The following is a 26,548-nucleotide window of genomic DNA, read 5'->3' as shown; positions in this document are numbered from 1 at the left end:
AGCGGGACCGGTCCCGACCGGCAGCCAGCCACCGACAGTGGCGGCGCCGGGGTACTCGGATGCGATGGGGGTGGCGCAACGGTGGCCGAGACGATCGACCTCGGCGCGGTCTGGTTGGCGACCACGGACGAGTTGGCGGACGAGATCGTCTCCGCTCAGCAACGTGCCTATCTGCGGCTCACCCGGCTGCGTGCCATCGTCGACGACACCGCGCTGCTGTCCGTACCCGACGCCTTCACCCGGGACGTGATCGAGTCCCGGTTACGGCCGGCGATCACCGACGCCCTGTCGCGCCGGCTCGGCCGGCCGATCCAGGTGGCGGTGACGGTCCGCCCGCCCGAGGACGGTCACGGCCGGCCGGTCGGCACCGTGTACGGCACCGCCACCGTCGAGCCGAGGCTGACCGAGCTCGGAACGACCGATCTCGGTGCCGCCGTACCGGCGCTTGCGGACCGGCCCGGTGCGGACCCGGCGGACGGGCCCCGACCCGGACCCGAGCCGGGCGCCGGACCGCACCCCGGTCCCGGACCGCACCCCGGCGGCGGCCGACCGGTGGTGCCCGGTGCCCGCAGCGGTGACCAGGGAGCGCTCTTCGGCGACGAGTACGCCCGGGTGGTCGACGTCGATCCGCCAGGTGCCGACGGGGAGGCCCGCGGCGGCACCGGCACGCGCGACGAGCATCCGCCCCCGTCCGGGCCTGAACCACCGCCGCTGTCCGGGCCGCCGCCGGCGGCCGACTACCGGCCACCGGACCAGCGCTACGGCACGCGCGCCGACCCGGTGGGCAGTCCGCCGGACAACGGCCCGGGCCGGGGTGGCTACGACCATCGCGGCACCGGCCGCGACGACCGTCGGTTGAGTGGTCCAGGGGTGGACACCGGCGGGAACCGGTTGAACCCGAAGTACATGTTCGAGACGTTCGTCATCGGCTCGTCCAACCGGTTCGCGCACGCCGCCTCGGTCGCGGTGGCCGAGTCACCGGCCAAGGCCTACAACCCGCTGTTCATCTACGGCAGCTCCGGGCTGGGCAAGACCCACCTGCTGCACGCCATCGGTCACTACGCGACCACGCTCGGGCACGCCCGGTCGGTGCGGTACGTGTCGACCGAGGAGTTCACCAACGACTTCATCAACTCGCTGCGCGACGACAAGACCAGCGCGTTCCAGCGTCGCTACCGGGACGTCGACATCCTGCTGATCGACGACATCCAGTTCCTGGAGAACCGGGAACGGACCCAGGAGGAGTTCTTCCACACCTTCAACACGCTGCACAACGCGAACAAGCAGATCGTCATCACCTCGGACCGCTCGCCCAAGCAGCTCGCCACGCTGGAGGACCGGCTGCGGACCCGGTTCGAATGGGGGCTGCTGGCCGACATCCAGCCGCCCGACCTGGAGACCCGGATCGCCATCCTGCAGAAGAAGGCGGCCCAGGAGCGGCTGTACGCGCCACCGGACGTACTGGAGTTCATCGCGTCCCGGATCGCCAACTCGATCCGGGAGCTGGAGGGCGCGCTGATCAGGGTGACCGCGTTCGCCAGCCTGACCCGATCGCCGGTGGAGCTGGCGCTGGCCGAGGAGGTGCTGCGGGACTTCATCCCCGACGGCGCCGGACCGGAGATCACCGCCGACCAGATCATGGTGTCGACCGCCGACTACTTCGGGGTCAGCCTGGAGGACCTGCGCGGGCACTCACGGTCGCGGGTCCTGGTCAACGCCCGGCAGGTCGCGATGTACCTGTGCCGGGAGCTGACCGACCTGTCGCTGCCCCGGATCGGGCAGGCGTTCGGTGGCCGGGACCACACCACGGTGATGCACGCCGACCGCAAGATCCGTCAGCAGATGGCCGAACGGCGGTCGCTCTACAACCAGATCGCCGAACTGACCAACCGGATCAAGCAGACCGCCTGACCCCGTACCCACAGGTTTTCCACAGGGGGTTGTCCACCGTCGGTGGACAACCCCCTTGCCGTCGGCACCCCGATGGTGGAGCGTTGTCCACAGGCTGTGGACGACGGCTGGGGAAACCGCTGTGGACAGTTACTCGGAGTGATTGTTTGTCCACAGCTCGGTGGGGGGCTGTGGACGGCCTGTTGAAGGTTCTGGGGACGACCGGACCCGCGATCGTCGAAAGGTTGTCCACAGCTGGGGACGAACCCTTGGGATAACCGGTGGATAACCGGTGGATAACCTGGGGAGCCTGTGTGCGACCGGACGGCCTGTGGATGACGGGGCGGGTTGTACCCACCCTCATCCACAGCTCATCCACCCCCATCCAACCCAGCTGAGCTGCGTAAACGTGAGATGTCCACAGAGTGCACAGGACCGATGAAGACGATGAGTTTTATCTTCTAGACAACAAAACCCAATCATCGGCGTTGGGGGTTGTGTGGATGGAGCGCAGCGACGGTCCACCGCAGGAGGAGGAGACCGGCCAAGCCTGGGGGCGGACGCGCCACCGCCACGCTCTGGCCTATCGTTCGGTGAGGTCCGTTGACCGACAGCAGCCGCACCGGGCGAAGCGGTCACCCTCGCCGCCCGGTGTCATAGAAGATCGTTCGAGTCGACGCGGAGGCACGCCCATGAAGTGCGGAGGCAAGGGATGAAGTTCCGGGTGGAGCGCGATGCGCTCGCCGACGCGGTCGCCTGGACGGCCAAGAGCCTGCCGAACCGGCCGTCGGTGCCGGTACTGGCCGGAGCCATGCTGCGGGTCACCGACGGCTCGTTGCACGTCTCCGGGTTCGACTACGAGGTGTCCAGCCAGGTGACCGTCGACGTACAGGGCGACGCCGACGGCGCGGCCCTGGTCTCCGGCCGGCTGCTGGCGGAGATCACCAAGTCGCTGCCGGCCAAGCCGGTGGACATCGCCGCCGTCGGGGCGCATCTGGAGCTGGTCTGCGGCAGCGCCCGGTTCACCCTGCCGACGATGCCGGTCGAGGACTACCCGACGCTGCCGGAGATGCCCTCCAGCGCCGGTACGGTCGACGCCCCCACCTTCGCCGCCGCCGTCGCCCAGGTGGCGGTCGCCGCCGGGCGGGACGAGACGCTGCCGATGATGACCGGCGTCCGGCTGGAGCTCGACGGCCCGAAGCTCGCCATGCTCGCCACCGACCGGTACCGGCTGGCGATCCGCGAGATCGACTGGCAGCCGGACGACTCCGGGATCAGCCTCAACGCCCTGGTGCCCGCCCGTACCCTCGCCGACACGGCGAAGACCCTCGGGCCGATCGGCGGCGAGGTCACCATCGCCCTGGCGCAGGGCGGTGCCGGTGAAGGCATGATCGGGTTCGCCGGCGGTACCCGCCGGACGACGAGCCGACTGCTCGACGGAGCCAACTACCCGCCGGTCCGGTCGCTCTTCCCCGCCAGCCACAACGCCGAGGCCCGGGTCAGCGTCGCCGGCCTCGTCGAGGTCGTCCGCCGGGTGGCGCTGGTCGCCGAACGCACCACGCCGGTGCTGCTGAGCTTCAGCGCCGACGGACTGGTGGTGGAGGCCGGCAACACCGAGGAGGCGCGGGCCAGCGAGGCGATGGAGGCCACCTTCACCGGCGAGCCGCTGACCATCGGCTTCAACCCGCAGTACCTGATCGACGGCCTGCAGAACCTCGGGTCGGCCACCGCCGTGTTCGCCTTCGTCGACGCGTTCAAACCGGCGGTGATCTCGCCGGCCGGCGAGGACGACCAGATCATCCCCGGTTACCGCTATCTGATCATGCCCATCCGGGTAACCCGGTAGGCGCGGGAATCGGCACCACGACGATCATCCGCCGGCAACCGTGACGATCGCGGCGACGGAAAGGGGACAGACCGTGCAGTTGGGCATCATCGGCCTGGGCCGAATGGGCGGCAACATGCGGGACCGGCTGCGCGACGCCGGCCACCAGGCGTACGGCTACGACCGGGATCCGGCGGTGAGCGACGTCGGCAGCCTCGCCGAGCTGGTCGACCGACTCGACGCCCCGCGCGCGGTCTGGACCATGGTGCCGGCACCGGTGACCTCGTCGGTCGTCGACGAGCTGTGCGGTCTGCTGGCCCCCGACGATCTGGTGATCGACGGTGGCAACTCGCGGTTCAGCGACGACGCGCCGCGCGCCGCCCGGCTGGCCGAGCACGGCATCGGCTATCTCGACGTCGGCGTCTCCGGCGGGGTCTGGGGTCGGCAGGCCGGCTACGGCCTGATGGTCGGCGGCGACGCCGAGCACGTACGGCGGATGATGCCGATCTTCGACGCGCTCAAGCCGCCCGGCGAGCACGGCTTCGCCCACGCCGGCCCGGTCGGTGCCGGCCACTACGCGAAGATGGTGCACAACGGCGTCGAGTACGCGTTGATGCACGCCTACGCCGAGGGCTACGAGCTGATGCTGCAGTCCGACCTCATCACCGACGTGCCCGGGGTGATCAAGTCGTGGCGCGAGGGCACCGTGGTGCGGTCCTGGCTGCTGGACCTGCTCGACGCGGCCCTCGACGAGGACCCGCAGCTGGCCGCGTTGCGCGGCTACGCCGAGGACACCGGTGAGGGGCGCTGGACGGTCGAGGAGGCGATCCGGCTCGGGGTGCCGATGAACGTGATCGCCGCGTCGCTGTTCGCCCGCTTCACCTCCCGGCAGGACGACTCCCCGGCGATGAAGGCGGTGGCCGCGCTGCGTAACCAGTTCGGCGGGCACGCCGTCCAGTCCAGCCCCTGACGCCCCGGTGTACGTCCGTCGGCTCGAACTGATCAACTTCCGCTCGTACGAGCGGGTCGACGTCACCTTCGATCCGGGTGGCAGCGTCCTGGTCGGGCCGAACGGGGTCGGCAAGACCAACCTCGTCGAGGCGCTCGGCTACCTGGCCACCCTGGGCAGCCACCGGGTGGCCACCGACGCGCCGCTGGTGCGGGTCGGGGCCGACAGTGCGATCATCCGCTGCCTGATCATGCACGACCAGCGGGAGCTGCTGGTGGAGCTGGAGATCGTGCCGGGCCGGGCGAACCGGGCCCGGCTGGGGCGGTCCCCGGCCCGGCGGGCCCGCGACGTGCTCGGCGCGCTGCGGCTGGTGCTGTTCGCCCCCGAGGACCTGGAGATCGTCCGAGGGGATCCGGCCGAACGCCGCCGCTACCTCGACGACCTGCTGGTGGCCCGACTGCCCCGGTTCGCCGGCGTCCGGGCCGACTACGACCGGGTGGTCAAGCAGCGCAACGCGCTGCTGCGCAGCGCCTACCTGGCCCGCAAGACCGGTGGTACGCGCGGCGGCGACCTGAGCACCCTGGACGTGTGGGACACCCACCTGGCCCGGCACGGCGCCGAGCTACTGGCCGGCCGGCTGGAGCTGGTCGACGCCCTGGCCCCGCACGTGGCCAAGGCGTACGCGGCGGTCGCCGCCGGGTCCGCGCCAGCCGGCATCGCCTACCGGTGTGCCGTCGACCTGCCGGCCGCCGACGGCGGCGCCCGTCTGCCGGACCGGGCCGCGTTGGAGTCGGCACTGCGTACGGCACTGCAGGAGGCGCGGCGCAGCGAGGTGGAGCGCGGTGTCACCCTGGTCGGACCGCACCGCGACGACCTGAACCTGACAATCGGCGACCTGCCGGTCAAGGGGTACGCCAGCCACGGGGAGACCTGGTCGTGCGCGCTGGCGCTGCGGCTCGCCGCGTACGACCTGTTGCGTGGCGAGGGAATCGAGCCGGTGCTGGTCCTCGACGACGTCTTCGCCGAGCTGGACACCGGCCGCCGGGAGCGGTTGGCCGATCTGGTGGCCGGTGCCAGCCAGCTGCTGGTGACCTGTGCCGTCGCCGACGACGTACCGGTAGCGTTGCGCGGAGCACGCTTCGAAGTCTTCCCGGGAGGTGTCCGGCATGCCGGCTGAACCGACACCGACCGATCCGACGCGTCGGCAGCCCGCACCGTCCCCTCGGCAGGCAAAGGGCCGGCAGCCTAAGGCTCAGGACCGGCAGCCGGCTGCCGAGCCGGCTGCGGCGGAGCAGCCGGTGGTCCTGCCGCCGCCGTCGACCGGCCCGCAGCTGGCCCGCGCGGTGCTCGACGCCGCCCGGGCCCGTCGGGAGGCAGGGCGGTCGCGGCGTGGTGCGGGCGACGGCCGGGGCGGATCCGCTGGTGCGGGAGCCGGCAGCGGGCGACGGCTGCGCGGCTACTCGGGACCGGGGCCGGATCCGCGGGATCCGCAGCTGTTCGGCGACGTACTGGCCCGGTTGGTGGCTGCCCGCGGCTGGCAGCGGCCGACCGCCGAGGCGACCGTCTTCGGGGCCTGGGAGCGGGTGGTCGGCGCGGAGATAGCCACCCACTGCCGGCCGGTCAAGCTCGAGGACGGTGAGCTGACCGTCGAGGCGGAGTCGACCGCCTGGGCGACCCAGCTGCGGCTGCTCGCCCGGTCTCTACTGCATCGGATCGCCAAGGAGGTCGGCCACAACGTGGTCCGCAAGCTGCACATCCACGGTCCGGCCGCGCCGTCGTGGTCGAAAGGGCCACGGCGGGTCCGGGGCCGAGGGCCCCGCGACACGTACGGCTGACCGGGCCCGACCCGGGCACCCGCCGCCGGCTCGGGCCCGGTGGGGTCGGGTCGGGTCGGGCTGTTCGGGTCAGGCCTCGGCGTCGGCGTAGACGGCGAAGCCCCGGTCGGCGCAGCGGCGGTAGAAACGGGACAGCACGGCGAGCTCGGAGCGGGGGAAGCTCCACTGCGGCGCGTCGCCGGCCTCGTCGCGCAGCGCGTCGAGTCGGCTGTCCAGCCAGCGCAGCTGCTGTTCGGCGAGGCGGGCGTCGGCGAGGGCATCGCGCAGGACCGCGCCGACGGTGTCGAAGGTGACGGTGTCGCCGTACCGGTCGTGGCCGGCCACGAAGCGCTCCAGCCCGCCGGCGATCCAGGCACAGCCGTCCGGGTCGATCACCGGGTCCTCGTCCTCGGCGGCCGCCTCGGTGGCGTACAGCACCCCGGTCAGGCCCAGCAGCAGGTCCACCAGCTCGGTGTACGCGGTGGCCCGGACACTGCCGGTCTTGGCTACGTACCCGGCTAGCGCGGCGGTCGGCGCGGCGACGTCGGCCTGCTCCGCGAGGTCACCGAAATCGACGAACTCGGCCGGTGCCACCGGTTCGTAGAACTCGCCGACCCGTGGCCACTGCACCGCGACGTTGTCCAGCCCCATCGCACACGTCACCCTTCTGCAGCTGATGGCGCGGCCGGTTCAGCGGACGGGTCGACTGCACCGCAGTGCCGCTGTCGGCGCGCCTGAGCGGTAGCGGCACTGTAGCGGCAGCGGGTCCGGGGCCTCACCACAGGTGGGTGCGGTGACCGGTGCCGGCGTGGTGACCACAGGTGTCGGACGGCCCCGCATCATCCTCGCCGGGTGGTCAGGTCCGTGTGGGGGTGGTCGCGGTGGGTGGGGTGCGGCCGGCTACGAACCTCTCAGGCGCTTTACGGGGGTGCCGCATCCCTGTTATGTCGGCTCGGCACAGTAGGATCGTAGGTAGAGACGAGGGAGACCCGTGCGTCGAGACGCGCGGGACCCAGCCGTTCGTGATCCGCGGGTGCTCTGCGGCGTACGGCGCGTTTCGCCACCCGTCGGCGATCCACCCGAAGTTGCGGGTTGTCGGCCATGGTGCCGGTCCGCGCCCGCCCCGCTGCCGGGTGTCCGCCGAACCCCGCGTCCCTGTGCCCGCCCGTGGCCAGGTGCGCGAGAAAGTGGCTGAGGGTGTCAGCGCAGAAGAAGCAGGAGTACGGCGCCGAGTCGATCACCGTGCTGGAGGGCCTGGAGGCCGTCCGCAAGCGGCCGGGTATGTACATCGGCTCCACCGGTGAACGTGGCCTGCACCACCTGGTCTGGGAGGTCGTGGACAACGCGGTCGACGAGGCGCTGGCGGGCCACTGCGACACCATCGACGTGGTGCTGCTGGCCGACGGCGGGGTGCGGGTCACCGACAACGGCCGTGGCTTCCCGGTGGACCTGCACCCGAAGCTGGGCAAGCCGGGGGTCGAGGTCGCGCTGACCGTGCTGCACGCCGGTGGCAAGTTCGACGGCAAGGCGTACGCGGTCTCCGGCGGTCTGCACGGTGTCGGTGTCTCGGTGGTGAACGCACTCTCCGTGAAGATGGAGGTGGAGATCCACAAGGACGGCCACGTCTGGCGTCAGCAGTACCACAACTCCAAGCCGACACCCCTGGACAAGGGCGAGGCGACCAACCGGACAGGGTCCGCGGTCGCCTTCTGGCCGGATCCGACGATCTTCGAGACCACCGAGTACGCCTTCGAGACGATCTACCGTCGGTTGCAGGAGATGGCGTTCCTGAACCGAGGGTTGACCATCCAGCTGCGCGACGAGCGGGCGACCGACGAGGACGGCAAGCACCGCGAGGTCACCTTCTGCTACAAGGGCGGCATCTCGGACTTCGTCCGTCACCTCAACAACTCCAAGAACCCGATCCACAAGAGTGTGGTTGAGTTCGGGGCCGAGGAGGAGGGCATGTCGGTCGAGATCGCCATGCAGTGGAACGAGTCGTACGGCGAGTCGGTCTACACCTTCGCGAACACCATCAACACCCACGAGGGTGGCACCCACGAAGAGGGCTTCCGGTCCGCCCTGACCAGCGTGGTCAACAAGTACGCGACCGACAAGAAGCTGCTCAAGGGCGACGAGAAGCTCTCCGGCGAGGACATCCGGGAAGGGCTCGCCGCGATCATCTCGGTCAAGCTGGCCAACCCGCAGTTCGAGGGGCAGACCAAGACCAAGCTGGGCAACACCCCGGTGAAGAGTTTCGTGCAGCGGGTGTGCAACGAGTGGCTGGTGGACTGGCTGGACCGCAACCCGGCCGAAGGCAAGATGATCATCACGAAGGCGACCCAGGCGGCGCGCGCCCGGATCGCCGCCCAGCAGGCGCGCAAGCTGGCCCGGCGCAAGTCGCTGCTGGAGTCCGGGTCGATGCCGGGCAAGCTGGCCGACTGTCAGTCGACCGATCCGCGCGAGTCCGAGGTCTTCATCGTCGAGGGTGACTCGGCCGGCGGTTCCGCCAAGCAGGGGCGGGATCCACGGACCCAGGCGATCCTGCCGATCCGGGGCAAGATCCTCAACGTGGAGAAGGCCCGGATCGACCGGGTGCTGAAGAACAACGAGGTCCAGGCGCTGATCACCGCGCTGGGCACCGGCATCCACGACGACTTCGACATCGAGAAGCTGCGGTACCACAAGATCGTGCTGATGGCCGACGCCGACGTCGACGGTCAGCACATCCAGACGCTGCTGCTGACGTTGCTGTTCCGGTTCATGCGGCCACTGGTCGAGCTCGGCCACGTCTACCTGGCGGCGCCGCCGCTGTACAAGATCAAATGGAACCGCAAGGGCGACGACGCGCAGTACGCCTACTCCGACCGCGAGCGTGACGGTCTGATCGCGCTGCGGCAGCAGAAGAAGCCGAACGCCAAGCCGGACGACATCCAGCGGTTCAAGGGTCTGGGTGAGATGAACTACCCGGAGCTGTGGGACACCACGATGAACCCGGCGACGCGTACGCTGCGTCAGGTGACTCTGGACGACGCCGCAACCGCCGACGAGTTGTTCAGCGTCCTGATGGGTGAGGACGTCGAGGCGCGACGGTCGTTCATCCAGCGCAACGCCAAGGACGTCCGGTTCCTGGACATCTAGCGACCTCGGTCGGTCCCGACCCGTGACCCGGACCGGCCCGACCGAGTTATCCACAGCTTCGCGAGATTCCACAGCCGTTATCCACAGCGGTATGACGGTATAAAGTCTGATAAGGGTTAACTGTGACGGATACTCCCGAGTCCTTCGACAGCGAGTCGGACAGCGCAGCAGCCGCAGCGGCCACCCCCGCCGCCGCAGCGGTCGCCGGCCACGACCGCATCGAGCCGGTCGGGCTGGAAGTCGAGATGCAGCGCTCCTACCTCGACTACGCGATGAGCGTGATCGTCGGGCGGGCGCTGCCGGACGTACGGGACGGCCTCAAACCCGTCCACCGCAAGATCCTCTACGCGATGTTCGACTCCGGCTACCGGCCGGACCGGGGCTACGTGAAGTGCTCCCGGGTCGTCGGTGACGTGATGGGCCAGTTCCACCCGCACGGCGACTCGGCCATCTACGACGCGCTGGTCCGGATGGCCCAGCCCTGGTCGCTGCGCTACCCACTGGTCGACGGCAACGGCAACTTCGGCTCCCCGGGCAACGATCCGGCTGCGGCGATGCGCTACTGTGTCACCGGCGACGTACGGGTCCGTACTGCGGATGGCACGGTTCGAATCGATCAGATCGCGCCGGACGCCGCGCCCTCCTCCGAGACGGAGATCGACCTCAAGGTCCGCGACCGCAACGGTGACCTGGTCCGCGCTGACCGTCTGTTCCACTCCGGCGAGCATCCGACATTGCGGCTGCGCACCCGCGAAGGCTATGCGCTCACTGGCACCCACAACCATCCGGTGCTCTGCCTGGTCGAGGTCGCCGGCGTCCCGACGCTGCTGTGGAAGCTGCTCAGTGAGGTGCGCGGCGGAGACCGGGTCGCGATGCAGCGGGTGGTTGCCGACGAGTTCGGGTACCCGATGGCGGATCACGTCGAGGCCGCGCTGCTGGCCGGTGCGTTCGTCAGCGAAGGCTGGTTCTCGACCAACCGTGCCGGATTCAACAACGTCGACCCGGAATTCTTCGCCCGGGTGGTCGCCGCCTACGACGTCGCGGTTGGCGGCCGACGGTACGTCAGCCAGCGAATCATCGCCTCCGGCAGCACCCTGTACGAGTTGGACGTGCAGGATGTCGCCGCGTTGCGGCAGAGTCTGCTCGCCGATCTGGTCGACGTCCGCAGCGCCGGCAAGTTCGTCCCCGAGCTGATCTGGCGCGGGCCGGCGGCGGTCAAGCGCGCGTTCCTGCAGGCGTTGTTCACCGGCGACGGGTCGTCGTCGTTGCTGCCACGCGGCACCATTGCGATCAGCTACTCGACCCGCAGCCACCGCCTGGCCGACGAAGTCCAGCAACTGCTGCTCGAATTCGGTGTGGTCAGCCGGCAGTGCGAGTACCGCAACGGCGAGATCAAGCTGGTGGTGACCAACCGGCGAGACGCCCGCATCTTCGCCCAACGGATCGGGTTCCTCGGCCGCAAGCAGGACAAGCTGCGCGGCGAGCTGCGCGCCGTGCCGCGTACCAGTCGTGCGATGTCCAGCGACCACGTTCCCTACCTGGCCGATTTCATCCGCGCGCATGGCGCGACCCGCTGGACGGAGCGTGACTGGCTGCGCCGGCACAACGTCGACCGGATCGAACGGTGGGAGCGTGACCGGTCCGAGATTCTCGCCCGGATCACCGAACGCGAGGTGCGCGACGTCGTCGAGCCGCTGGTCGACGGCCGTTTCTACTACGCCGAGGTCGCCGAGGTCGCCGACGCGGGCGTGCAGCCGGTCTACAGCCTCCGGGTGGACACCGACGACCATTCCTTCGTCACCGACGGATTCGTCAGCCACAACACCGAGTGCAAGCTCGACCCGCTGGCGATGGAGATGCTGCGGGACATCGACGAGGACACCGTCGACTTCCAGGACAACTACGACGGGCGGGCCAAGGAGCCGGTGATCCTGCCGGCCCGGATCCCCAACCTGCTGATCAACGGCTCCGAGGGCATCGCGGTCGGTATGGCCACCAAGATCCCGCCGCACAACCTGCGGGAGATCGCGGCGGCGGTGCAGTGGTGTCTGGAGAACCCGGAGGTCGACGAGGCCGACACGCTCGAAGCACTGCTCGGGATCGTCAAGGGTCCGGACTTCCCGACCGCCGGGCTGATCGTCGGCACCACGCCGATCCAGGACGCATACCGGACCGGTCGTGGCTCGATCCGGATGCGGGCCGTGGTCGAGGTCGAGGAGGACAAGAAGGGGCGGACCGCGCTCGTCGTCACCGAGCTGCCGTACCAGGTCAACCCGGACAACCTCGCCGAGCGGGTCGCCGAGCTGATCAAGGAAGGCAAGATCGGCGGGATCGCCGACATCCGCGACGAGTCGTCCGGGCGTACCGGTATGCGGCTGGTGCTGGTGCTCAAGCGGGACGCCGTCGCCAAGGTGGTGCTCAACAACCTCTACAAGCACACCCAGCTGCAGGAGACGTTCGGCGCCAACATGCTGGCGCTCGTCGACGGGGTGCCGCGCACGCTGAACCTGGCGCAGTTCATCCGCTACTACGTCGAGCACCAGATCGACGTGATCCGCCGGCGGACCGCGTACCGGCTGCGTAAGGCCGAGGAGCGGGCGCACATCCTGCGGGGTCTGGTCAAGGCGCTGGACATGCTCGACGAGGTGATCGCACTGATCCGGCGCTCGCCGACGGTCGAGGACTCCCGCCAGGGTCTGATGCGGTTGCTCGAGGTCGACGAGATCCAGGCCACCGCGATCCTGGACATGCAGCTGCGCCGGCTCGCCGCGCTGGAGCGCCAGAAGATCATCGACGAGCTCGCCAAGATCGAGCTGGAGATCACCGACCTCAAGGACATCCTGGCCAAGCCGGAGCGGCAGCGGAAGATCGTCTCCGAGGAGTTGGGCGAGATCGTCGCCAAGTGGGGCGACGAGCGACGGACGCAGATCGTGCCGTTCGACGGCGAGGTCTCGATGGAGGACCTGATCGCCCGCGAGGACGTGGTGGTCACCATCACCCGGACCGGGTACGCCAAGCGGACCAAGGTCGACCTCTACCGCTCACAGCGTCGGGGCGGCAAGGGCGTCAGCGGGGCGACGCTACGCCAGGACGACATCGTCAGCCACTTCTTCGTTGCGTCCACCCATGACTGGATGCTGTTCTTCACCAACAAGGGCCGGGTGTACCGGGCCAAGGCGTACGAGCTGCCGGAGGCGTCGCGTACCGCCCGCGGCCAGCACGTCGCCAACCTGCTGGCCTTCCAGCCGGACGAGCACATCGCCCAGGTCATCCAGATCCCGAACTACCAGGTGGCGCCCTACCTGGTGCTGGCCACCCGTAACGGTCTGGTCAAGAAGACCAAGCTGGAGGAGTTCGACTCCAACCGGTCCGGCGGGATCATCGGCATCAACCTGCGTGATGCCGACGAGCTGGTCGGCGCCGCCCTGGCCTCGGCGACCGACGATCTGCTGCTGGTCTCCAAGAACGCCCAGGCGATCCGGTTCAACGCCACCGACGAGGCGCTGCGGCCGATGGGCCGGGCCACCTCCGGGGTGATCGGGATGCGGTTCACCGACACGGACGAGTTGCTGGCAATGGCGGTCGTCCGTGAAGGTATGGACCTGGATGTTTTGGTGGCCACCAACGGCGGGTACGCGAAGCGCACCCCGATCGAGGAGTATCCGGTCCAGGGCCGGGGAGGCAAGGGCGTGCTGACTGCCAAGATCACCGAACGCCGCGGTGGTCTGGTCGGTGCGGTCGTGATCAGTCCGGATGACGAGCTCTTCGCGATCACCAGCAACGGTGGCGTGATCCGGACTCCGGTGAAGCCTGTGCGACGTACGCGGGATCGGAACACAATGGGGGTCAAGCTCATGGACCTCCCGGACGGCGTGACCATCGTGGCGATTGCTCGCAATGCCGACGAGCCTGACGAACAGGACTAGTTGATGACGGAGACCCAGGCGAAGTCGGGGGCCACGGGGGCCTCGGCGGCCCCGGTCGACGAGGAGTCCGCCGCTGGAGGCCCGGCAACGGCCACCGGGCGGGCCGCCGTCGGCCGGGCCAGCGTCCCAGCCGACTCGCCGGCGCCGAAGTTCACCCGGGCTCCGGGCATGCCGCCCCCACCCGACAAGCCCGCCGACGACCCCGGCAGCGACGCCGGTGCCGAGGACGGATCAGCCCGAGCCGGCGGCACCGGCGACCGCGCCACTGGTGGCGCGCTCACGCTTGGCGGCGGTGCCGCCTCGTCCGGAAGGTCGGCCACGCCAGTGACGTCGGCACCTCCAGTTTCCTCCGCCCCACCGGCCAGCTCCGGTAGCGGATTCACCGGCGGGGCACTCGGTGCCACCGCCGCCAGTGGCACCGCCACCCGGCCCGGTCTCGGCGTGGGCTCCACCCAGCCGCTCGGCACGGTGGGTGGCACGAAGACAGGCTCCGCGCCGGGCTCCCGCAGCGGACTCGGATCACCGACCGTACGTACCGTCGGGGCCGCTGGTACGGCGGCGGCCGGCTCCGCCGCCGTCGGCGCGGCACGGGTCGGTGGCGACGGCGCCCGGACCGCCCGCCCCGGAGTCAGCTCGGCGGCGTCGCGCGGTCCCCGCCGTGCCCGGCTGAACCTCAAGCGCATCGACCCGTGGTCGGTGATGAAGTTCTCGTTCGCGGTTTCCCTGGTGCTGTTCATCGTGGTGATCGTGGCGACGTCCGTGCTCTACCTCGCGCTGGACGCGATGGGTGTCTTCGAGAGTGTGAACACCAGCCTCGGTGACCTGATCGGCACCGGTACCGGCGAAGGCCCGACGTTCCGGGTCACCGCCCAGGGTGTGATCGGCAGTGCCGCGCTCTTCGGTCTGGTGAACGTCGTGCTCTACACCGCGCTGGCCACCCTCGGCGCGTTCATCTACAACGTCTGCGCCGACCTGGTCGGCGGGATCGAACTGACCCTGGCCGAGCGGGACTGACCCGTCCGGAGGATCCGGACACGTGGCCGGGACGGGCGAAACCTGCTCGTCCCGGCCACGTGTCGCCCGGTAGTCTTCCGGTGTCCGGCGCGCCACTTGTCGGCCATCCGGCGGACCCGGCCCCGAGTTGGGTGTCGTACGGCCGGTGCGGTAACCTTGCTCGTCGCGTACGGGGCTATAGCTCAGTCGGTTAGAGCGCAGAGCTGATAACTCTGAGGTCGCTGGTTCGATTCCAGCTAGCCCCACTCCACGACAGTCGAGCGTAAGGGGATCAGCCCCATGGCCAAGAAGCTCCTGATCATCGCGGCGGTCATCGGTGTAGCCGCGCTGATCGCCAAGAAGGTCAAGGAAACCAGTGACGAACGTGCGCTGTGGCACGAGGCGACCACCGCTCCCGACCTGCGCTGACCCGCACCCTGGTCCCTCCCGCACCGCGGCCGGCAGCCGTCGGAGTGTCGCGCGGGGACCGTACGGGGCCATAGCTCAACTGGCAGAGCACTGCCTTTGCAAGGCAGGGGTTAGGGGTTCGAGTCCCCTTGGCTCCACTCACAGCTCGTTGACGGTTCAACCTCGGCCACCCCAACCGGTGATCAGTCGACGACGACCTCGCATTCCGCCGGGTGACCGGTCAGCCAGGACCGGATGGTGTCGTTGCCGCTGTCGCCGTAGCAGGCGTCGAGTTGCGCGCCGCTGGTCTCGGCCATGTTGATCCCACCGAAGATGGTGTCGGGCCCGTCCCCACCGTAGATGTCGTCGTTGTCCTCGTTGCCGCGCAGAGTGTCGCCCCCGACCTGGCCGTAGATGGTGTCGTCGCCGGTACCACCCCAGATCTCGTCGGCGCCACCGGTCACCACGACGCCGAGGCCCTCACCCCAGAGGAAGTCGTCTCCGCCCTCTCCGAAGATGCGGTCCGCGCCCTGGCCACCGTAGACGGCGTCCACCCCGCCGCCGGCACAGATGACGTCGTTGCCGCCCCGGCCGTCGATGATGTCGCTGCCGGACGAGCCACGGATCACGTCCCGCCCGCTCGTCCCGTTGATCGTGCCGGAGCCACTGATGGTCACCGCCTCGCCGTCGCAGGTGTGGGTCGCGACGGCCGGCCCGGCCGGTCCGACCACCGCGATCGCCGTGCCGATGGTCACCAGGATTCCGATACCTACGTACCTGCTCACCGTTGCTCCTTCCGCTCTGCCGGGCCGCCGTCCGCGACCGGCGCCATCAGGATCGCGACGGTGATCACGGACGGCTCAGCGTCGCGTCACGGCCGGATTGCCGACACAGGTCTTGCCGCCGGGGCCGGTGGCGGACCAGCCTGTTTCTGCCCGAAGAGGGAGCCCACCGGAGAGGCAGGTGAGCTGCGGTGCGTTCGTCGGGTCCGGGGCATCGACGTCCGGATTGCCGGATCGTGGTCGCCGCCGCTGGTTACGGCAAGACGACCGCACTGCTCCGCTGGTTCCCGCCGTCGAGCGCCCGCTGGTGGCGAGGGTCGGACACGACACCGCAACGGCTGCTCGACGAGACCCGGTCGACCGCCGACGACCGTCCAGTGATCGTCGACGACCTGCCCCGGCTGTCCGCCGACGAGGCGCAGGCCATGGCGGCGGTCGTCGACGACCTGCCGCACACCGCGACGGTGGTGCTTTCCGGCCGCTGGCCGCTGGCGGCTCCGGTGGCCAGCGGGGTCGGCCGGCACCGGTGGCAGGAGCTTGGTCCGACCGACCTGGCGCTCACTGCGGAGGCGGTCGCCGAGCTCCTCGCCGTCGAACATGGACTGTCCGATCCGGGCCTCGCGGACCAGGTGCACGGGGCGACCGGAGGCTGGCCGGCGCTCGTCGCGCTGACCGCCGAGACGCTACGGCTGGACGGCGTGCCGCCGGGCGACCTGGTGCGGGCCGTCAGCCAGCCTGGCAGCCCACTGGCGACATATCTGACTGGTGAGGTGCTGGCCGGACTGCCGTCGTCGGCGGTCCGGCTGCTGCGGTGCGCCGCTGACCTGGCACCGTTCAGCGCCGACCTGGGTCGGGCACTGGGCCACCGGCAGGCGACGGTGACCGTACGGTTGCTGCGCCGCATCGGACTGCTGACGCGCGTCGGGGCGGCACCGGTCGTACCGGGTGCGTCGGCTCCGATGGAGCGCGTCGTGCCGGTTGTCGCCGAGGTGGTCCGGCAGCGGCAACCGACCCGGCAGCATGTGGACCTTGCCTCGAACGCCGCCGCCTGGTACGACCAGCACGGCCCGCCGGTGGCTGCGGCCCGTGCCTACCGGCGGGCCGGTGTCGACGCGCAAGCCGCTCGCGTCCTCGCCGAGCACGGCGACCGGATGCTCGCCGCCGGGCAGGCGGCCGAGGTCGCGGAGCTGGTCGCTGGGCTGCCTGAGCCTCTGGTCAGCCGTCGACTACGTCTGCTGCTCGGCGATGCGTTGCGTACGATCGGTGACCTGACCGCTGCCGAACAGGCGTACGACGCGGCGGCAGGGCCCGAGTGGGACGCTGGCCTGGCCTGGCGGGTGGGGCGCATCCACTACCAGCGTGGCGACGCCCAGGCGGCGCTGGACACCTTCGCCCGTGCCTGTGCCGAGGGTGGCCGGGACAGTGCCTGCGGTGGCCGGGACAGTGCCGACGGGGGTCGGCCATCCTCGTCGCCCGACGTGGTTCTTCTGCTGGCCTGGACCGCGCACGCCCAACTGCTGGCCGGTGAGGTCGAGGTCGCGACCGGGTACGCCCGGCAGGCGCTCGCCGCAGCAGCCACCACCACATCTGCATCCGGGGACAGCGTCGGCAGTGACGGTGCACTGGCCACCGCGCACCTCGGCATGGCGCTGTGCCGGGCGGTGGCAGGCGACGCCGCCGGCAGCGAGGAGCACTTCGCGATCGCCCAGCCGATCGCCGAGCGGATCGGCGACGTGCTGCTGCTCACCCGCATCCATACCAATCGCACCTACCAGCTGCTGCGCACCGCCCGGTACGCGGAGGCGCTGGTGGCCGCGCAGCTGTCCGCCCGGTACGCGGCCGTCGCCGCCGCGCCCAGCCTGCACGCCATCGCGATCAGCAACGAAGCGGAGGCGCTGGCGATGCTCGGCCGCTACGACGAGGCGGCCGCCCGGTACGCCACGGCGCTCACCCGCTACCAGCGCGCAGGCTCGCGCCGGTTCGCCAACGCCATGCTGGGCATGGCCGAGCTGTACCGCCGCCGGGGCTGGCGGGAGCAGGCCCGCGCCGGCTACGAGGAGGTGGTCCGCGTCGGCGAGGCCATCGGCAACACGTACGTGCTGGTGCCGGCGTTGGCCGGACTGGCCCTGGTGGTGCTGGACGACGACGCCACCGCGGCGGCCAGCTACGCGGACCGGGCCACCGACCTGGCCGTGGACGAGTTCGCCGTACCGGCCCTGTTGGCCAGGGGGTGGGTGGCCCGACGCGGCGGCGACCTCGCCGACGCCGCCGCGCTGGCCGACCGGGCGGCGCAGCTGGCGAGGGCCCGGCGGGACCGGGCGGGGCTCGCCGACGCGCTGGAGTTGCGGGCGGCGACGGCGACCAGTCCGGTCCGGGTCCGCGAGTCGTTGCGCGAGGCACAGGCGATCTGGAGCGGGACCGGGGCACGGTTGGAGGCGGACCGGCTGCTCGTCGTGCTCGGGCGGCTGTCGACCGCTGGCACCGACGACCGGCTGGAGGGCCTGCTCGCGGCTGAGCGGCTCGCGGCTGCCGGTGCCCAGGTGGACCGGCCCGGAACCCGGGCCACACCCCCAGCCGGCACCGCAGCGTCGGCCGGCACCGGGACGTCGGATGGCACTGGACCGTCGGATGGCGGCGGGGTCTCGATCCGGGCGCTGGGTCGCTTCGAGGTCCGGCTCGCCGGCCGGCCGGTGCCGGCGTCCCAGTGGCAGTCCCGCAAGGCCCGTGACCTGCTGCGAATCCTGGTCGCTCGGCGGGGGCGCCCGGTGCCCCGGGGCGAGCTGAGTGAACTGCTGTGGCCGGGCGACGAGCCGGAGCGGACCGGGCACCGACTGTCGGTGCTGCTTTCCATCGTCCGGGGAGTGCTCGATCCGGCGAAGGATCTCCCGGCTGACCATTTCATCGTCGCCGACCAGGGCAGCATCGCCCTGGACCTGACGAACGTCCGGGTGGACGTCGAGGATTTCCTGGCCCAGGTCGCGCACGGCCGGCGGCTGCTGGAGCGCGCGATGCTGGAACAGGCACGCACGATGCTGCGTGCCGCCGACCGGGAGTACCGCGCGGACGTGTTCGAGGACGAGCCGTACGACGACTGGTCCCGGCCGCTGCGGGAGCAGGCGCGGGCGGCGTACCTGGACATGTTGCGGATGCTGGCCCGAGCGGACCGGGCCGACGCCGTCGGTTGTCTGCTCCGGCTGCTGGAGCGGGATCCGTACGACGAACCGGCCCATCGTGGACTGGTCCGTGCTCTGGTCGCGGCCGGCCAGCACGGCGAGGCCCGCCGGGCCTTCGACCGGTACGCCGAGGCGATGCGTGAGATCGGCGTACGGCCACCGGACCGACTTCTGCTGATGCCCACCCGGCCCCGTCCCGGCGCCGGTGCGGTTCAGTGAAACGTGGGGCTGAGCAGGATGGCGTACCCGGTCAGTTCGCCGTCGTCGCTGGCGTCGTACCGCCGTGCCCCGGTCCCGTCCCAGGTCGGCTGATCCGGCCGGGGCACCTGGTCCGCCCGGGCACCGGCCAGGTTCAGCACCGGGTGGGGTACGAGCGCGGTGAGCATCGCGCCCCGGCCCCGGACGCTCGCGCCGACGCCGTACACCCGCTCGCCCGAGCCGGCGGCTCCGACGGTGACGGTCTTCGGCCAGGTGGCGTCGGTCCCGGTCGTGGCGCTGCGCCGGATGCCGGGCGTGCCGTCGACGCTGGTCGGCCGTTTGCAGATGGCGTACGCGGTGACCCGGGCCGGGGTGGTGCCGCCGACGTGGACGCGCACCCGCCGCAGGTCCTGGTCGGGTGCCACCTCGTCGAGGTGGGCGGCGGCGACGGCACCGTCGACCCGGAAGCCGGTGCCGGTGACCCGGGTCGAGTCCGGGCAGCTCACGATGGCCGTGGCACCGTCGAGGGTGGTCGACACCTGCCGGTGCGGTGGGTCCGACGAGATGTCGCAGACGGCGATGGCCTCCACGGACCAGTCGGCGGCGTGACCGCCCCGGGCGGTGGCCTCGACGGTCACCGACGACAGCGTCTGGTCGGGGGTGATCGCGGTCAGTGCCACGGCGCCGGCGCCGTCGATGATCCGGCCGCCCGCCCCGAAGACCGACTGTCCAGGTTGTGGACAGTGCACGGTCACCGATTTCACCGGTACGGGGTCGTGTCCGCTGACGAGCACCGCCAGGTCGGGTAGCTCACCCGGCCGGGCCGCCGTGACCGGAGTCGCCACCGTGGCGACCGGGGCGATCACGAGCGCCACCGCTGCGGCGATCTGCCAGTTCCGTTTCCTGCTCATGGTGCTCTCTCCCTTGCCGGGGCGACGATCTGGGCGTACCCAGGGTGCGCCGCCGCGCCACGGTGGCGTCATGGTGCGCGGCCCGGCCCGGCCCGGCCCGGCCCGGCCCGGCCCGGCCCGTGCCCGTGCCCGTGACCGGGGCATGACTTCACCCTGACCCCGTGGCGGCACTGTGACGTGCGCCGACGTCCGGCGCTCACCCAGAGGGGAAAAGTCATGAAGAAGCTACGTACCGCAATCGTTCCGGGCCTGGTGCTGCTCGCACTCGGTGCGGTGCTGGTCGGGCAGGCCCCCGCGACCGCGCGGCAGTTGGTCGACGACGACCTGGCCTATGCGGCCGACGGCAGCGGGGTCGTGGCCTGCAACGGCGGTACCCAGATCGCCAGCATGGTGCGCCTCAACGACAGCCCGGTCTCCACCGGGGAGACCGTCAACCCGGTGCAGGTGCCGGGTGCGGTGGTCCCGTTCGTGGTGCCGGCAGGCAACAGTGCCCAGGTCCTGGTGACGTTCGATGCCGAGGCTCGGCTGACCGGCCAACCCAACACCTTCGCCACTCCGGTGGACTTTCTTCAGGTGCAGATCCTGCTCGACGGGGCACCGATGCCGCCGGACAACGACCTGATGTTCACCACGGACGTCGGCCAGTCCACCGCCACCCAGGCATGTAAGCGGGTGGGCCAGGGCAATCACGTGGTGACAGTGGTCTGGCAGGTGATCGACCAGGCGGCGGGCAGCGTCCTCACCGGAACCCTGGACGACTACCAGCTCACCGTCCAGCTCAGCGCCTGACCCGGTACGCCGCAGCACCGGCTTCGCCGAACGCATCGGGTTGCTCCGACGCACCGCGCCGACCGGTTCGGGACCGGTCGGCGCGGTGCGTTGCGGTGCGGCGTTGGTGCGGCGGGGCGGGTGCCGTCAGCGGCGGTACTGGTCGCGGCGGCGTTGGGTGAGGTACACGAGCCCGACGCCAGCGGCGACGAGCACCAGACCGCCCACCATGATGTTGATCGTGTTCGCGCCAGTGAGGGCCAGTCGGTCCGCGAGCTCCTCGGGGCTGTCGACCTCGTTCGCGTCGTCCGTCACGTCGGCGAGGTTGTCGGTGGCCGGGGCGTTCAGGCCACCGGTCGCCGGTGCCGACGGGCTGGGCTCGACATCCTGCTCGCCCTCTTCCTTGACGTCCTCTTCCTTTTCCTTGACGTCTGTTTCGGGATCGGGTGTCGCCGGGTCGGTGGGCTCCGGGGTGCGGTCGGCGTCGCCTCGTGCGGGTTCCGGAGACTCGGTGACCTCAGCCTGTGGACTGGCCGGGGCCGACGGCGTCGCCGCCGGGCTCTCGGGCGCCGGCTCCTGTTCGACGGGCTCTTCCTCGACCGGCTCTTCCTCGACCGGTTCCTCGACCGGGGGCTCGTTGGCGGGCGGTTCCTCCACAGGAGGCTCCTCCACCGGCGGCTCCTCGACCGGGGGTTCCTCCACCGGCGGCTCCTCCACGGGAGGTTCCTCGACCGGGGGCTCTCCGGCACCGTCGGCCTGGACCCGGATCCGGACCGCGTCGATGGCCGGCGTCTGGTTGGCCCGCTGCATCATGGGGATGCGGTGGGAACCGTCGCCTGCCCACGACGCGCACTGGGCGATGCCCTCCTGCGGCAGGCCCGGCACCTGGATCGTGACCACGTCCGGCTCCGACCCGCCGCCACCGTCCTCGGTGGCGACGAAGAACGCCGGCACCGGCGCGGGGTCGACCGCCTCGGTGGTGCTGGACAGCATCCGGCACGCGGTGTGGAAGTGGCCGCGGGTCAGGCCCTCGCCGGTGAGCAGGGCCGATTCGATGTAGTAACCGCCCTGGCCGGCGGGGAGGAAACGGTCGCGGACCAGGTTGCGGGTGCTCACCTGCAGTTGGAACGGTTCGCCGACGCCGACCGTCTGCGGGGCGTCGGTGATCAGCAGCGTGGGGTTACGGTCGTCGTCGCCGACCTCACCGAAGGCGGTGGAGACGCAGCGACTGCCTTCCTGGAACCCGGTGTGCGGCGTCAACGCGCTGTTCTCACAGCCGTTGCCGATGACCTCGAGACCGTTGACCTGGGTGGTGGCCGTACGGTCGGTCTGGGCGTTGGATATCTGACTGACGCCGATCAGGATCCCGAACGCGCCGAGGGTAGCGGTCGCGATGACGGCGCGGCGCACCCGACTGCCCGCGCGCGGTGTGGCGGCGTTTCTGTGAGCCGATCGTCCCATGTGTACACCTTCCGAACGCTCACCGTACTGTGATTGTCGCTGTGCTGGCCGGCGGCCGTGCGGCGGGACGCCGATGGCGGTGAGTGTGGCCGGCCGGGCCTCACGCATACGTTAGGGATCGGTTCAATCAAGAATCAACTTCCCAGCGAGAAATGATCGATTCTTGAGCCGAAGGTAATGAAAACTTATGACCTCGACATTGAACCGCAGACATCAGCCGAACGGATGATGTCGGGCCGCAACCGCCCTGGTCAACCAGCCGGTGACTGTCTGTCACCGACTGTCGTCGAGTAGCGCCTTCTTCTGCACCTTACCCATCGCGTTGCGCGGAAGTCGATCCACGATGTGCACCTTGCGCGGTCGTTTGTGAACGGAGAGTTCGGTCGCGACGAAATCGATGAGCTGCTGCGGCCGTACGCCGTCGGCCACGACGTACGCGACCACCTGTTGGCCGAGGTCGGCGTCGGGCGCGCCGACGACCGCAGCCTCGCGTACGGCGGGGTGGGCCAGCAGGACGTTCTCCACCTCGCCGGCACCGATCCGGTAGCCGCCGCTCTTGATCAGGTCGGTGGAGGCGCGGCCGACGATCTGGTGCCAGCCGTCGGGGCCGATCCGCGCCACGTCGCCGGTGCGGAACCAGCCGTCCGGGGTGAAGTCGTCCCGACCGGCCCGTCCCAGGTAGCCGCCGAACACCATCGGTCCGCGCACCTGCAGTTCGCCGACGGACTCGCCGTCGTGCGGCAGGAGTTCGCCGGCCTCGCCGGCCAGCCGGGTCCGTACGCCGGTCAGCGGCGTACCGACCCAACCTGGTCGACGGTCATCGGCCACCCGACTGCTGACTGTGATCAATGTCTCGGTCATGCCGTACCGCTCGACCGGCTGATGCCCGGTGAGCCGGGTCAGTTCCGCGAAGACCGGCACCGGCAGCGCCGCACTGCCGGAGACGAGTAGCCGGGCGTCGCGCAGCGCACGGGCGGCGGTCGGATCGGCACAGACCCGGGACCAGACGGTCGGTACCGCGAAGTAGAGGCTGCCGCCGGCAGCCGCGTACCCCTGCGGCGTGGGTCGCCCGGTGTGGACCAGTCGGCTTCCGGTGCGCAGCGCGCCGATGACGCCGAGCACCAGGCCGTGCACGTGGAACAGGGGGAGCCCGTGGACCAGGACGTCGTCCGGGCTCCATGCCCATGCCTCGGCGAGGGCGTCGAGGCCGGCGGCGATGGCAGCATGGGTGGCCGGGACGCCCTTGGGCGCTCCGGTGGTGCCGCTGGTGTAGAGGATCAGCGCGGTCCGTTCGGGGGTCACCGCCCCGGGCGGCGGGTCGGCGCGACGGCTGAGCACGACCGGCACGACCGGTGGTCCGCCGTCGGAGCCGGAGCGCGGTCCTGGGCTGCGGGGGCCGACCCCGACGGCGGAGCGCGCTCCGGCGCCAGGGTCGAGGAGCAGGTCGGCCGCGCAGTCGCGCAGGATGTGGTCGCGTTCGACCGGGCCGGCGTCGGGCGGTACGGGGACCAGCGGGACGCCGGCGAGCAGGCATCCGGTGACCGCCACGACCGTTTCCGGGCTGGCGGTCGCCCGGATGGCGACCACGCTGGCGTCGGCGACGTCGCGGGCGACCGCGCCAGCGGCCTCGAGCAGCTCTCCGCTGGTCAGGGCCCGTCCGTCGACGGTGACGGCGGCCGGTACGTCGACCGACCCCAGATTGCTCAGCAGCACTGACCGGCCCTCCACGTGGTCGCTCCGGTGCGGGGTCAAGGATCAATGGTGCCGGACCGGCGGTGTCGATCGGCCGTTCGTTCCGCCGGCAACTCCGACAGGAGGCAGGCGGGTCTGGCCCGCCGTCGGTGTGCCGACCGATCAGCCGATCGGACTCGACGTCCTATCGCCGATTCCCGACTTGTTTTCCAGCCCCAATTGGTCCGTTCGTGGACACTCTGTGTGATGTGGATCACTGGCCGGTCGAGTGGTCTTGCGGGGGCGGGATACGGTGACGTTCCGGCGACCAAGGAAACGTACCGCGACGCACGCCAACCGTTCGGTGGGGATCTCGATAAAATGCAGAAAAGAAAGATAGCGTACGCGCTGGCGTCATTTGTCCTTGCTGTTCCGATCGCCGGCTGCGGCATCATCGGAGCAGGTGGCGCCAACAGTGAGGCCGAGCGGGACGAGTTCCTGCAGGCGCTGACCGACGCCGGGTACGCCGGGCTCGGTGAGCCGGTGGACGTGGACGGCCAGTGGAAGGTCCAGGCCGACATGGCGTTCACCAGGTGCTACCTGTGGCTCGAATGGGACGGCGACGACTTCTACGTTTCGCACGCCATGGGAAACGCTGGACCGGTCACTCCAGAAGGGCGCGAGGACGTACCGAATCCCGAACCGACGACCGCCCTGGATCTGGTGAACGACAGCCCGTCCGGTCAGGACGATGGCGGCCGGGTCTGCTGATGGGTGGCCCGACCCGATCCACCGGCCCGACCCGATCCTTCCAAGCGGCGGCCCTGTTCGCCGTCGGCGCGTTGCTCCTGGTCACCGGCTGCGGCGGCGACCCGACCGACGAGGCGGCCCCGGTCACCGCCGCGTCCGAAGCGTCGGACGGGGCGGATCCGTCGGCAGCGGCCGTCACGAGCCCGTCCGCCGACCCGGAGCCGGTGTCGTTCACCGAGGGCGGCGGGGCTGCGGCCCGCGACACCGTCGCGCCCGGCGCGATCGTGGTGCAGACCCTCACCGAGGAGGAGTTCGTCCTCTACAGTGTCGGTGACGACGGCACGGTGACCGAGAACTGGCGCTTCACCCCCAAGGTGTACGCCGACAACCCGGTCCAGGACGTGGCGAGCAGCCAGCTCCGACGGGAGGACTTCACTCCGGACTACCGGCAGCTGGTCGTGATCCGCAAGGAAGCGGCCGAGCCGATCGGCTTCACCACCCGGGTGGGGCTGCTCGCCATCGACGGCACCTTCACCGACCTGTCCGGATACGGCGCGACCGACCCGGACAAGGCGGTCCAGTCCCACCCCGCCGTGCACCACGCGACCGCCCGGCTCTGGTACTGGCAGTATCAGGACCGGCAGCGGCGGCTCATGTCGGTGGGCCTCGACGGGCAGGACCGCCGGCACGAGGCGGCGACCCAGGAGAAGCTGCCCAGGACCGTCGTCGGCCAACCATTCTACTTCCCGGACTCCGCCGTCGCGGTGCCGACGTACGACGACGGCAAGGTGATGGTCGTCGACGACACCGGGACGGTCGGTGCCAAGTACGTCCTGGCCGGTGCCGGCGCCCAGATCGGTGACCCGTACCAGATCTCCGACGCGCCCCGCTTCGCCTCGCCCGGTTACACGCTGGTCAGCTGGGTCGACGAGCAGACGCTGCTGGCGTACGCCCAGGACCAGGTCTACGCCCTGACGATCGCCGGGTCGGCGTTGACCGAGCAGGCGTTGATCACCGACTCCGACGGGCCTCGGCGCCCGGCGATCCGGCAGGCCGCGTTGAGCCCCGACGCGACCCAGGTGCTGCTGGCCAGTGGCGTGGTCGACGACCTCGACGTGACCCAGTTCAGCCTGCTGCCGATCGACGGCGGCGAGCCGGCACCCCTCGCCCAGGTGGCCCCGGGCGCCGGCCGGGTCGGCGACCAGATCATCGGGTGGCAGCCGTGACCGACGGGGCACCGCGGTGAACCCGCGCGGCTACTTTCTCCGGCTCGGTCCGTCCCGCTGGTGGTACGTCGTCGGGCTGGGACTGTGGGTGGCGGGCTTCGTTGGCCTGTTCGGGTACGGCTACACCCTGCAGTCGCAGCGCGACGACGCCGCCGAGACGCTGCAGCGTGCCGCCCTCGCCGAACCGGTCGTCGTGCAGGTCACCGAGGCCGGCGGGTACGGCGTCTGGCTGGAGACCACCGTCGGCGGTGAGCGTCCGGAGACCGTACGGCGGCTGCTCGACTCGGCGCAGATCCGGCTGGTCGACGTCCGGGTGACCGGACCCGACGGCGATCCGGTGCCGGTCGGGCCGACCTTCGGCAACGACCACCGGGTGACCACCGAGTCGGCGCAACTGCAGGGCTGGGGCGTCGGGGAGATGACCCTGACCCCCGGCGAGTACCAGATCACGCTCGTCGACGCTGAGGCGTACACCGGTCCCGGTGTCGCCGGGCTGGCGGTCGGTCCGCTGCCGACGGCTGCCGACGGCCGGGTCTTCGCCGGCGGCCTGCTCACCTCGGTGGCCGGCCTGCTGGTGTGCCTCATGACGGTGGTGCTGCGCCAACGCGCCACCCGCCGCGCAAGCATGTGACGACACGACGTCCTGACCGGATGGAGGTGGG

At 70.7% G+C, this 26,548-nt stretch carries 19 protein-coding genes and 2 tRNA genes; 16 read left to right on the top strand and 5 right to left on the bottom strand.

The window, feature by feature from the left end:
• The first annotated feature begins 81 nt into the window (after positions 1-81).
• From dnaA to ACN28F_RS16435, 5 genes are all read left to right on the top strand, one after another.
• Positions 82-1,911 (top strand): chromosomal replication initiator protein DnaA, encoded by a 1,830-nt coding sequence (gene dnaA / locus ACN28F_RS16455; protein ID WP_289208820.1) that lies wholly within the window; start codon positions 82-84, stop codon positions 1,909-1,911.
• A gap of 691 nt (positions 1,912-2,602) precedes the next feature.
• The gene (gene dnaN, locus ACN28F_RS16450) at positions 2,603-3,736 is read left to right on the top strand and encodes a DNA polymerase III subunit beta (RefSeq protein ID WP_289208819.1); all 1,134 of its coding nucleotides are present in this window, start codon (positions 2,603-2,605) and stop codon (positions 3,734-3,736) included.
• 73 nt (positions 3,737-3,809) lie between these two features.
• The gene (gene gnd, locus ACN28F_RS16445) at positions 3,810-4,685 is read left to right on the top strand and encodes a phosphogluconate dehydrogenase (NAD(+)-dependent, decarboxylating) (RefSeq protein WP_289208818.1); all 876 of its coding nucleotides are present in this window, start codon (positions 3,810-3,812) and stop codon (positions 4,683-4,685) included.
• Between the two features lie 7 nt (positions 4,686-4,692).
• Positions 4,693-5,841, top strand: coding sequence for a DNA replication/repair protein RecF (gene recF / locus ACN28F_RS16440; RefSeq protein WP_289208817.1), 1,149 nt, complete (start codon positions 4,693-4,695; stop codon positions 5,839-5,841).
• Entirely contained in the window at positions 5,831-6,499 is a 669-nt protein-coding gene (locus ACN28F_RS16435; RefSeq protein ID WP_289208816.1) for a DUF721 domain-containing protein, read from the top strand. Before recF ends, ACN28F_RS16435 begins: the two co-directional genes overlap by 11 nt.
• Positions 6,500-6,568: 69 nt before the next feature.
• Here the strand turns inward: ACN28F_RS16435 and ACN28F_RS16430 are convergent, their stop codons facing one another.
• Positions 6,569-7,129 (bottom strand): hypothetical protein, encoded by a 561-nt coding sequence (locus ACN28F_RS16430; protein ID WP_282224571.1) that lies wholly within the window; start codon positions 7,127-7,129, stop codon positions 6,569-6,571.
• A 546-nt stretch (positions 7,130-7,675) separates the two neighbouring features.
• Here ACN28F_RS16430 and gyrB point away from each other — a divergent pair.
• From gyrB to ACN28F_RS16400, 6 genes are all read left to right on the top strand, one after another.
• Positions 7,676-9,619 (top strand): DNA topoisomerase (ATP-hydrolyzing) subunit B, encoded by a 1,944-nt coding sequence (gyrB, locus tag ACN28F_RS16425; RefSeq protein WP_289208815.1) that lies wholly within the window; start codon positions 7,676-7,678, stop codon positions 9,617-9,619.
• Positions 9,620-9,741: 122 nt separating this feature from the next.
• Complete coding sequence (gyrA, locus tag ACN28F_RS16420) at positions 9,742-13,545, top strand: intein-containing DNA gyrase subunit A (RefSeq protein WP_353850498.1); 3,804 nt, start codon at positions 9,742-9,744, stop codon at positions 13,543-13,545.
• A gap of 3 nt (positions 13,546-13,548) precedes the next feature.
• Positions 13,549-14,559 (top strand): DUF3566 domain-containing protein, encoded by a 1,011-nt coding sequence (locus tag ACN28F_RS16415; RefSeq protein WP_289208814.1) that lies wholly within the window; start codon positions 13,549-13,551, stop codon positions 14,557-14,559.
• A 171-nt stretch (positions 14,560-14,730) separates the two neighbouring features.
• Positions 14,731-14,804 (top strand) — tRNA-Ile (locus ACN28F_RS16410).
• Positions 14,805-14,838: 34 nt separating this feature from the next.
• Positions 14,839-14,967 (top strand): DLW-39 family protein, encoded by a 129-nt coding sequence (locus tag ACN28F_RS16405; RefSeq protein ID WP_282224574.1) that lies wholly within the window; start codon positions 14,839-14,841, stop codon positions 14,965-14,967.
• A gap of 64 nt (positions 14,968-15,031) precedes the next feature.
• Positions 15,032-15,104 (top strand) — tRNA-Ala (locus ACN28F_RS16400).
• 45 nt (positions 15,105-15,149) lie between these two features.
• On the opposite strand, the gene ACN28F_RS16395 is transcribed toward ACN28F_RS16400, so the two are convergent.
• The gene (locus tag ACN28F_RS16395; RefSeq protein ID WP_289208813.1) at positions 15,150-15,731 is read right to left on the bottom strand and encodes a calcium-binding protein; all 582 of its coding nucleotides are present in this window, start codon (positions 15,729-15,731) and stop codon (positions 15,150-15,152) included.
• A gap of 233 nt (positions 15,732-15,964) precedes the next feature.
• On the opposite strand from ACN28F_RS16395, the gene ACN28F_RS16390 reads away from it, so the two are divergent.
• A complete protein-coding gene (locus ACN28F_RS16390; protein ID WP_421358533.1) occupies positions 15,965-19,120 on the top strand; it encodes a BTAD domain-containing putative transcriptional regulator in 3,156 nt (1,051 codons plus the stop codon).
• On the opposite strand, the gene ACN28F_RS16385 is transcribed toward ACN28F_RS16390, so the two are convergent.
• Complete coding sequence (locus ACN28F_RS16385; RefSeq protein WP_289208811.1) at positions 19,114-20,010, bottom strand: hypothetical protein; 897 nt, start codon at positions 20,008-20,010, stop codon at positions 19,114-19,116. The two genes, ACN28F_RS16390 and ACN28F_RS16385, sit on opposite strands and share 7 nt — an antisense overlap.
• Positions 20,011-20,226: 216 nt before the next feature.
• Between ACN28F_RS16385 and ACN28F_RS16380 the strand changes: the two genes are divergently transcribed.
• The gene (locus ACN28F_RS16380) at positions 20,227-20,799 is read left to right on the top strand and encodes a hypothetical protein (RefSeq protein WP_289208810.1); all 573 of its coding nucleotides are present in this window, start codon (positions 20,227-20,229) and stop codon (positions 20,797-20,799) included.
• Between the two features lie 126 nt (positions 20,800-20,925).
• Here the strand turns inward: ACN28F_RS16380 and ACN28F_RS16375 are convergent, their stop codons facing one another.
• Positions 20,926-22,239, bottom strand: coding sequence for a hypothetical protein (locus ACN28F_RS16375; protein WP_421358531.1), 1,314 nt, complete (start codon positions 22,237-22,239; stop codon positions 20,926-20,928).
• 273 nt (positions 22,240-22,512) lie between these two features.
• The gene (locus ACN28F_RS16370; RefSeq protein ID WP_289210778.1) at positions 22,513-23,952 is read right to left on the bottom strand and encodes an acyl-CoA synthetase; all 1,440 of its coding nucleotides are present in this window, start codon (positions 23,950-23,952) and stop codon (positions 22,513-22,515) included.
• A 225-nt stretch (positions 23,953-24,177) separates the two neighbouring features.
• On the opposite strand from ACN28F_RS16370, the gene ACN28F_RS16365 reads away from it, so the two are divergent.
• The 3 genes from ACN28F_RS16365 to ACN28F_RS16355 are packed head-to-tail and all read left to right on the top strand — an operon-like array spanning position 24,178 to position 26,517.
• Complete coding sequence (locus ACN28F_RS16365) at positions 24,178-24,681, top strand: hypothetical protein (protein WP_289208808.1); 504 nt, start codon at positions 24,178-24,180, stop codon at positions 24,679-24,681.
• Entirely contained in the window at positions 24,681-25,886 is a 1,206-nt protein-coding gene (locus ACN28F_RS16360; RefSeq protein WP_421358530.1) for a hypothetical protein, read from the top strand. Before ACN28F_RS16365 ends, ACN28F_RS16360 begins: the two co-directional genes overlap by 1 nt.
• A 16-nt stretch (positions 25,887-25,902) precedes the next feature.
• Positions 25,903-26,517 (top strand): hypothetical protein, encoded by a 615-nt coding sequence (locus ACN28F_RS16355; RefSeq protein ID WP_421358528.1) that lies wholly within the window; start codon positions 25,903-25,905, stop codon positions 26,515-26,517.
• The last annotated feature ends 31 nt before the right edge of the window (positions 26,518-26,548 follow it).

The sequence above is a fragment of the Solwaraspora sp. WMMA2101 genome (assembly GCF_049179175.1).
GTDB lineage: Bacteria > Actinomycetota > Actinomycetes > Mycobacteriales > Micromonosporaceae > Micromonospora_E.
The sequence above is the reverse complement of the archived record's forward strand: the minus strand, read 5'-3'. Positions and strand labels throughout refer to the sequence as shown.

Coding starts and splice junctions, on each gene's coding strand:
- ACN28F_RS16380 (WP_289208810.1), top strand. CDS start 20,227: ATGAAGAAGCTACGTACCGCAATCGTTCCGGGCCTGGTGCTGCTCGCA.
- ACN28F_RS16405 (WP_282224574.1), top strand. CDS start 14,839: ATGGCCAAGAAGCTCCTGATCATCGCGGCGGTCATCGGTGTAGCCGCG.
- ACN28F_RS16385 (WP_289208811.1), bottom strand. CDS start 20,010: ATGAGCAGGAAACGGAACTGGCAGATCGCCGCAGCGGTGGCGCTCGTG.
- ACN28F_RS16430 (WP_282224571.1), bottom strand. CDS start 7,129: ATGGGGCTGGACAACGTCGCGGTGCAGTGGCCACGGGTCGGCGAGTTC.
- ACN28F_RS16435 (WP_289208816.1), top strand. CDS start 5,831: ATGCCGGCTGAACCGACACCGACCGATCCGACGCGTCGGCAGCCCGCA.
- ACN28F_RS16375 (WP_421358531.1), bottom strand. CDS start 22,239: ATGGGACGATCGGCTCACAGAAACGCCGCCACACCGCGCGCGGGCAGT.
- ACN28F_RS16360 (WP_421358530.1), top strand. CDS start 24,681: ATGGGTGGCCCGACCCGATCCACCGGCCCGACCCGATCCTTCCAAGCG.
- dnaN (WP_289208819.1), top strand. CDS start 2,603: ATGAAGTTCCGGGTGGAGCGCGATGCGCTCGCCGACGCGGTCGCCTGG.
- ACN28F_RS16415 (WP_289208814.1), top strand. CDS start 13,549: ATGACGGAGACCCAGGCGAAGTCGGGGGCCACGGGGGCCTCGGCGGCC.
- ACN28F_RS16365 (WP_289208808.1), top strand. CDS start 24,178: ATGTGGATCACTGGCCGGTCGAGTGGTCTTGCGGGGGCGGGATACGGT.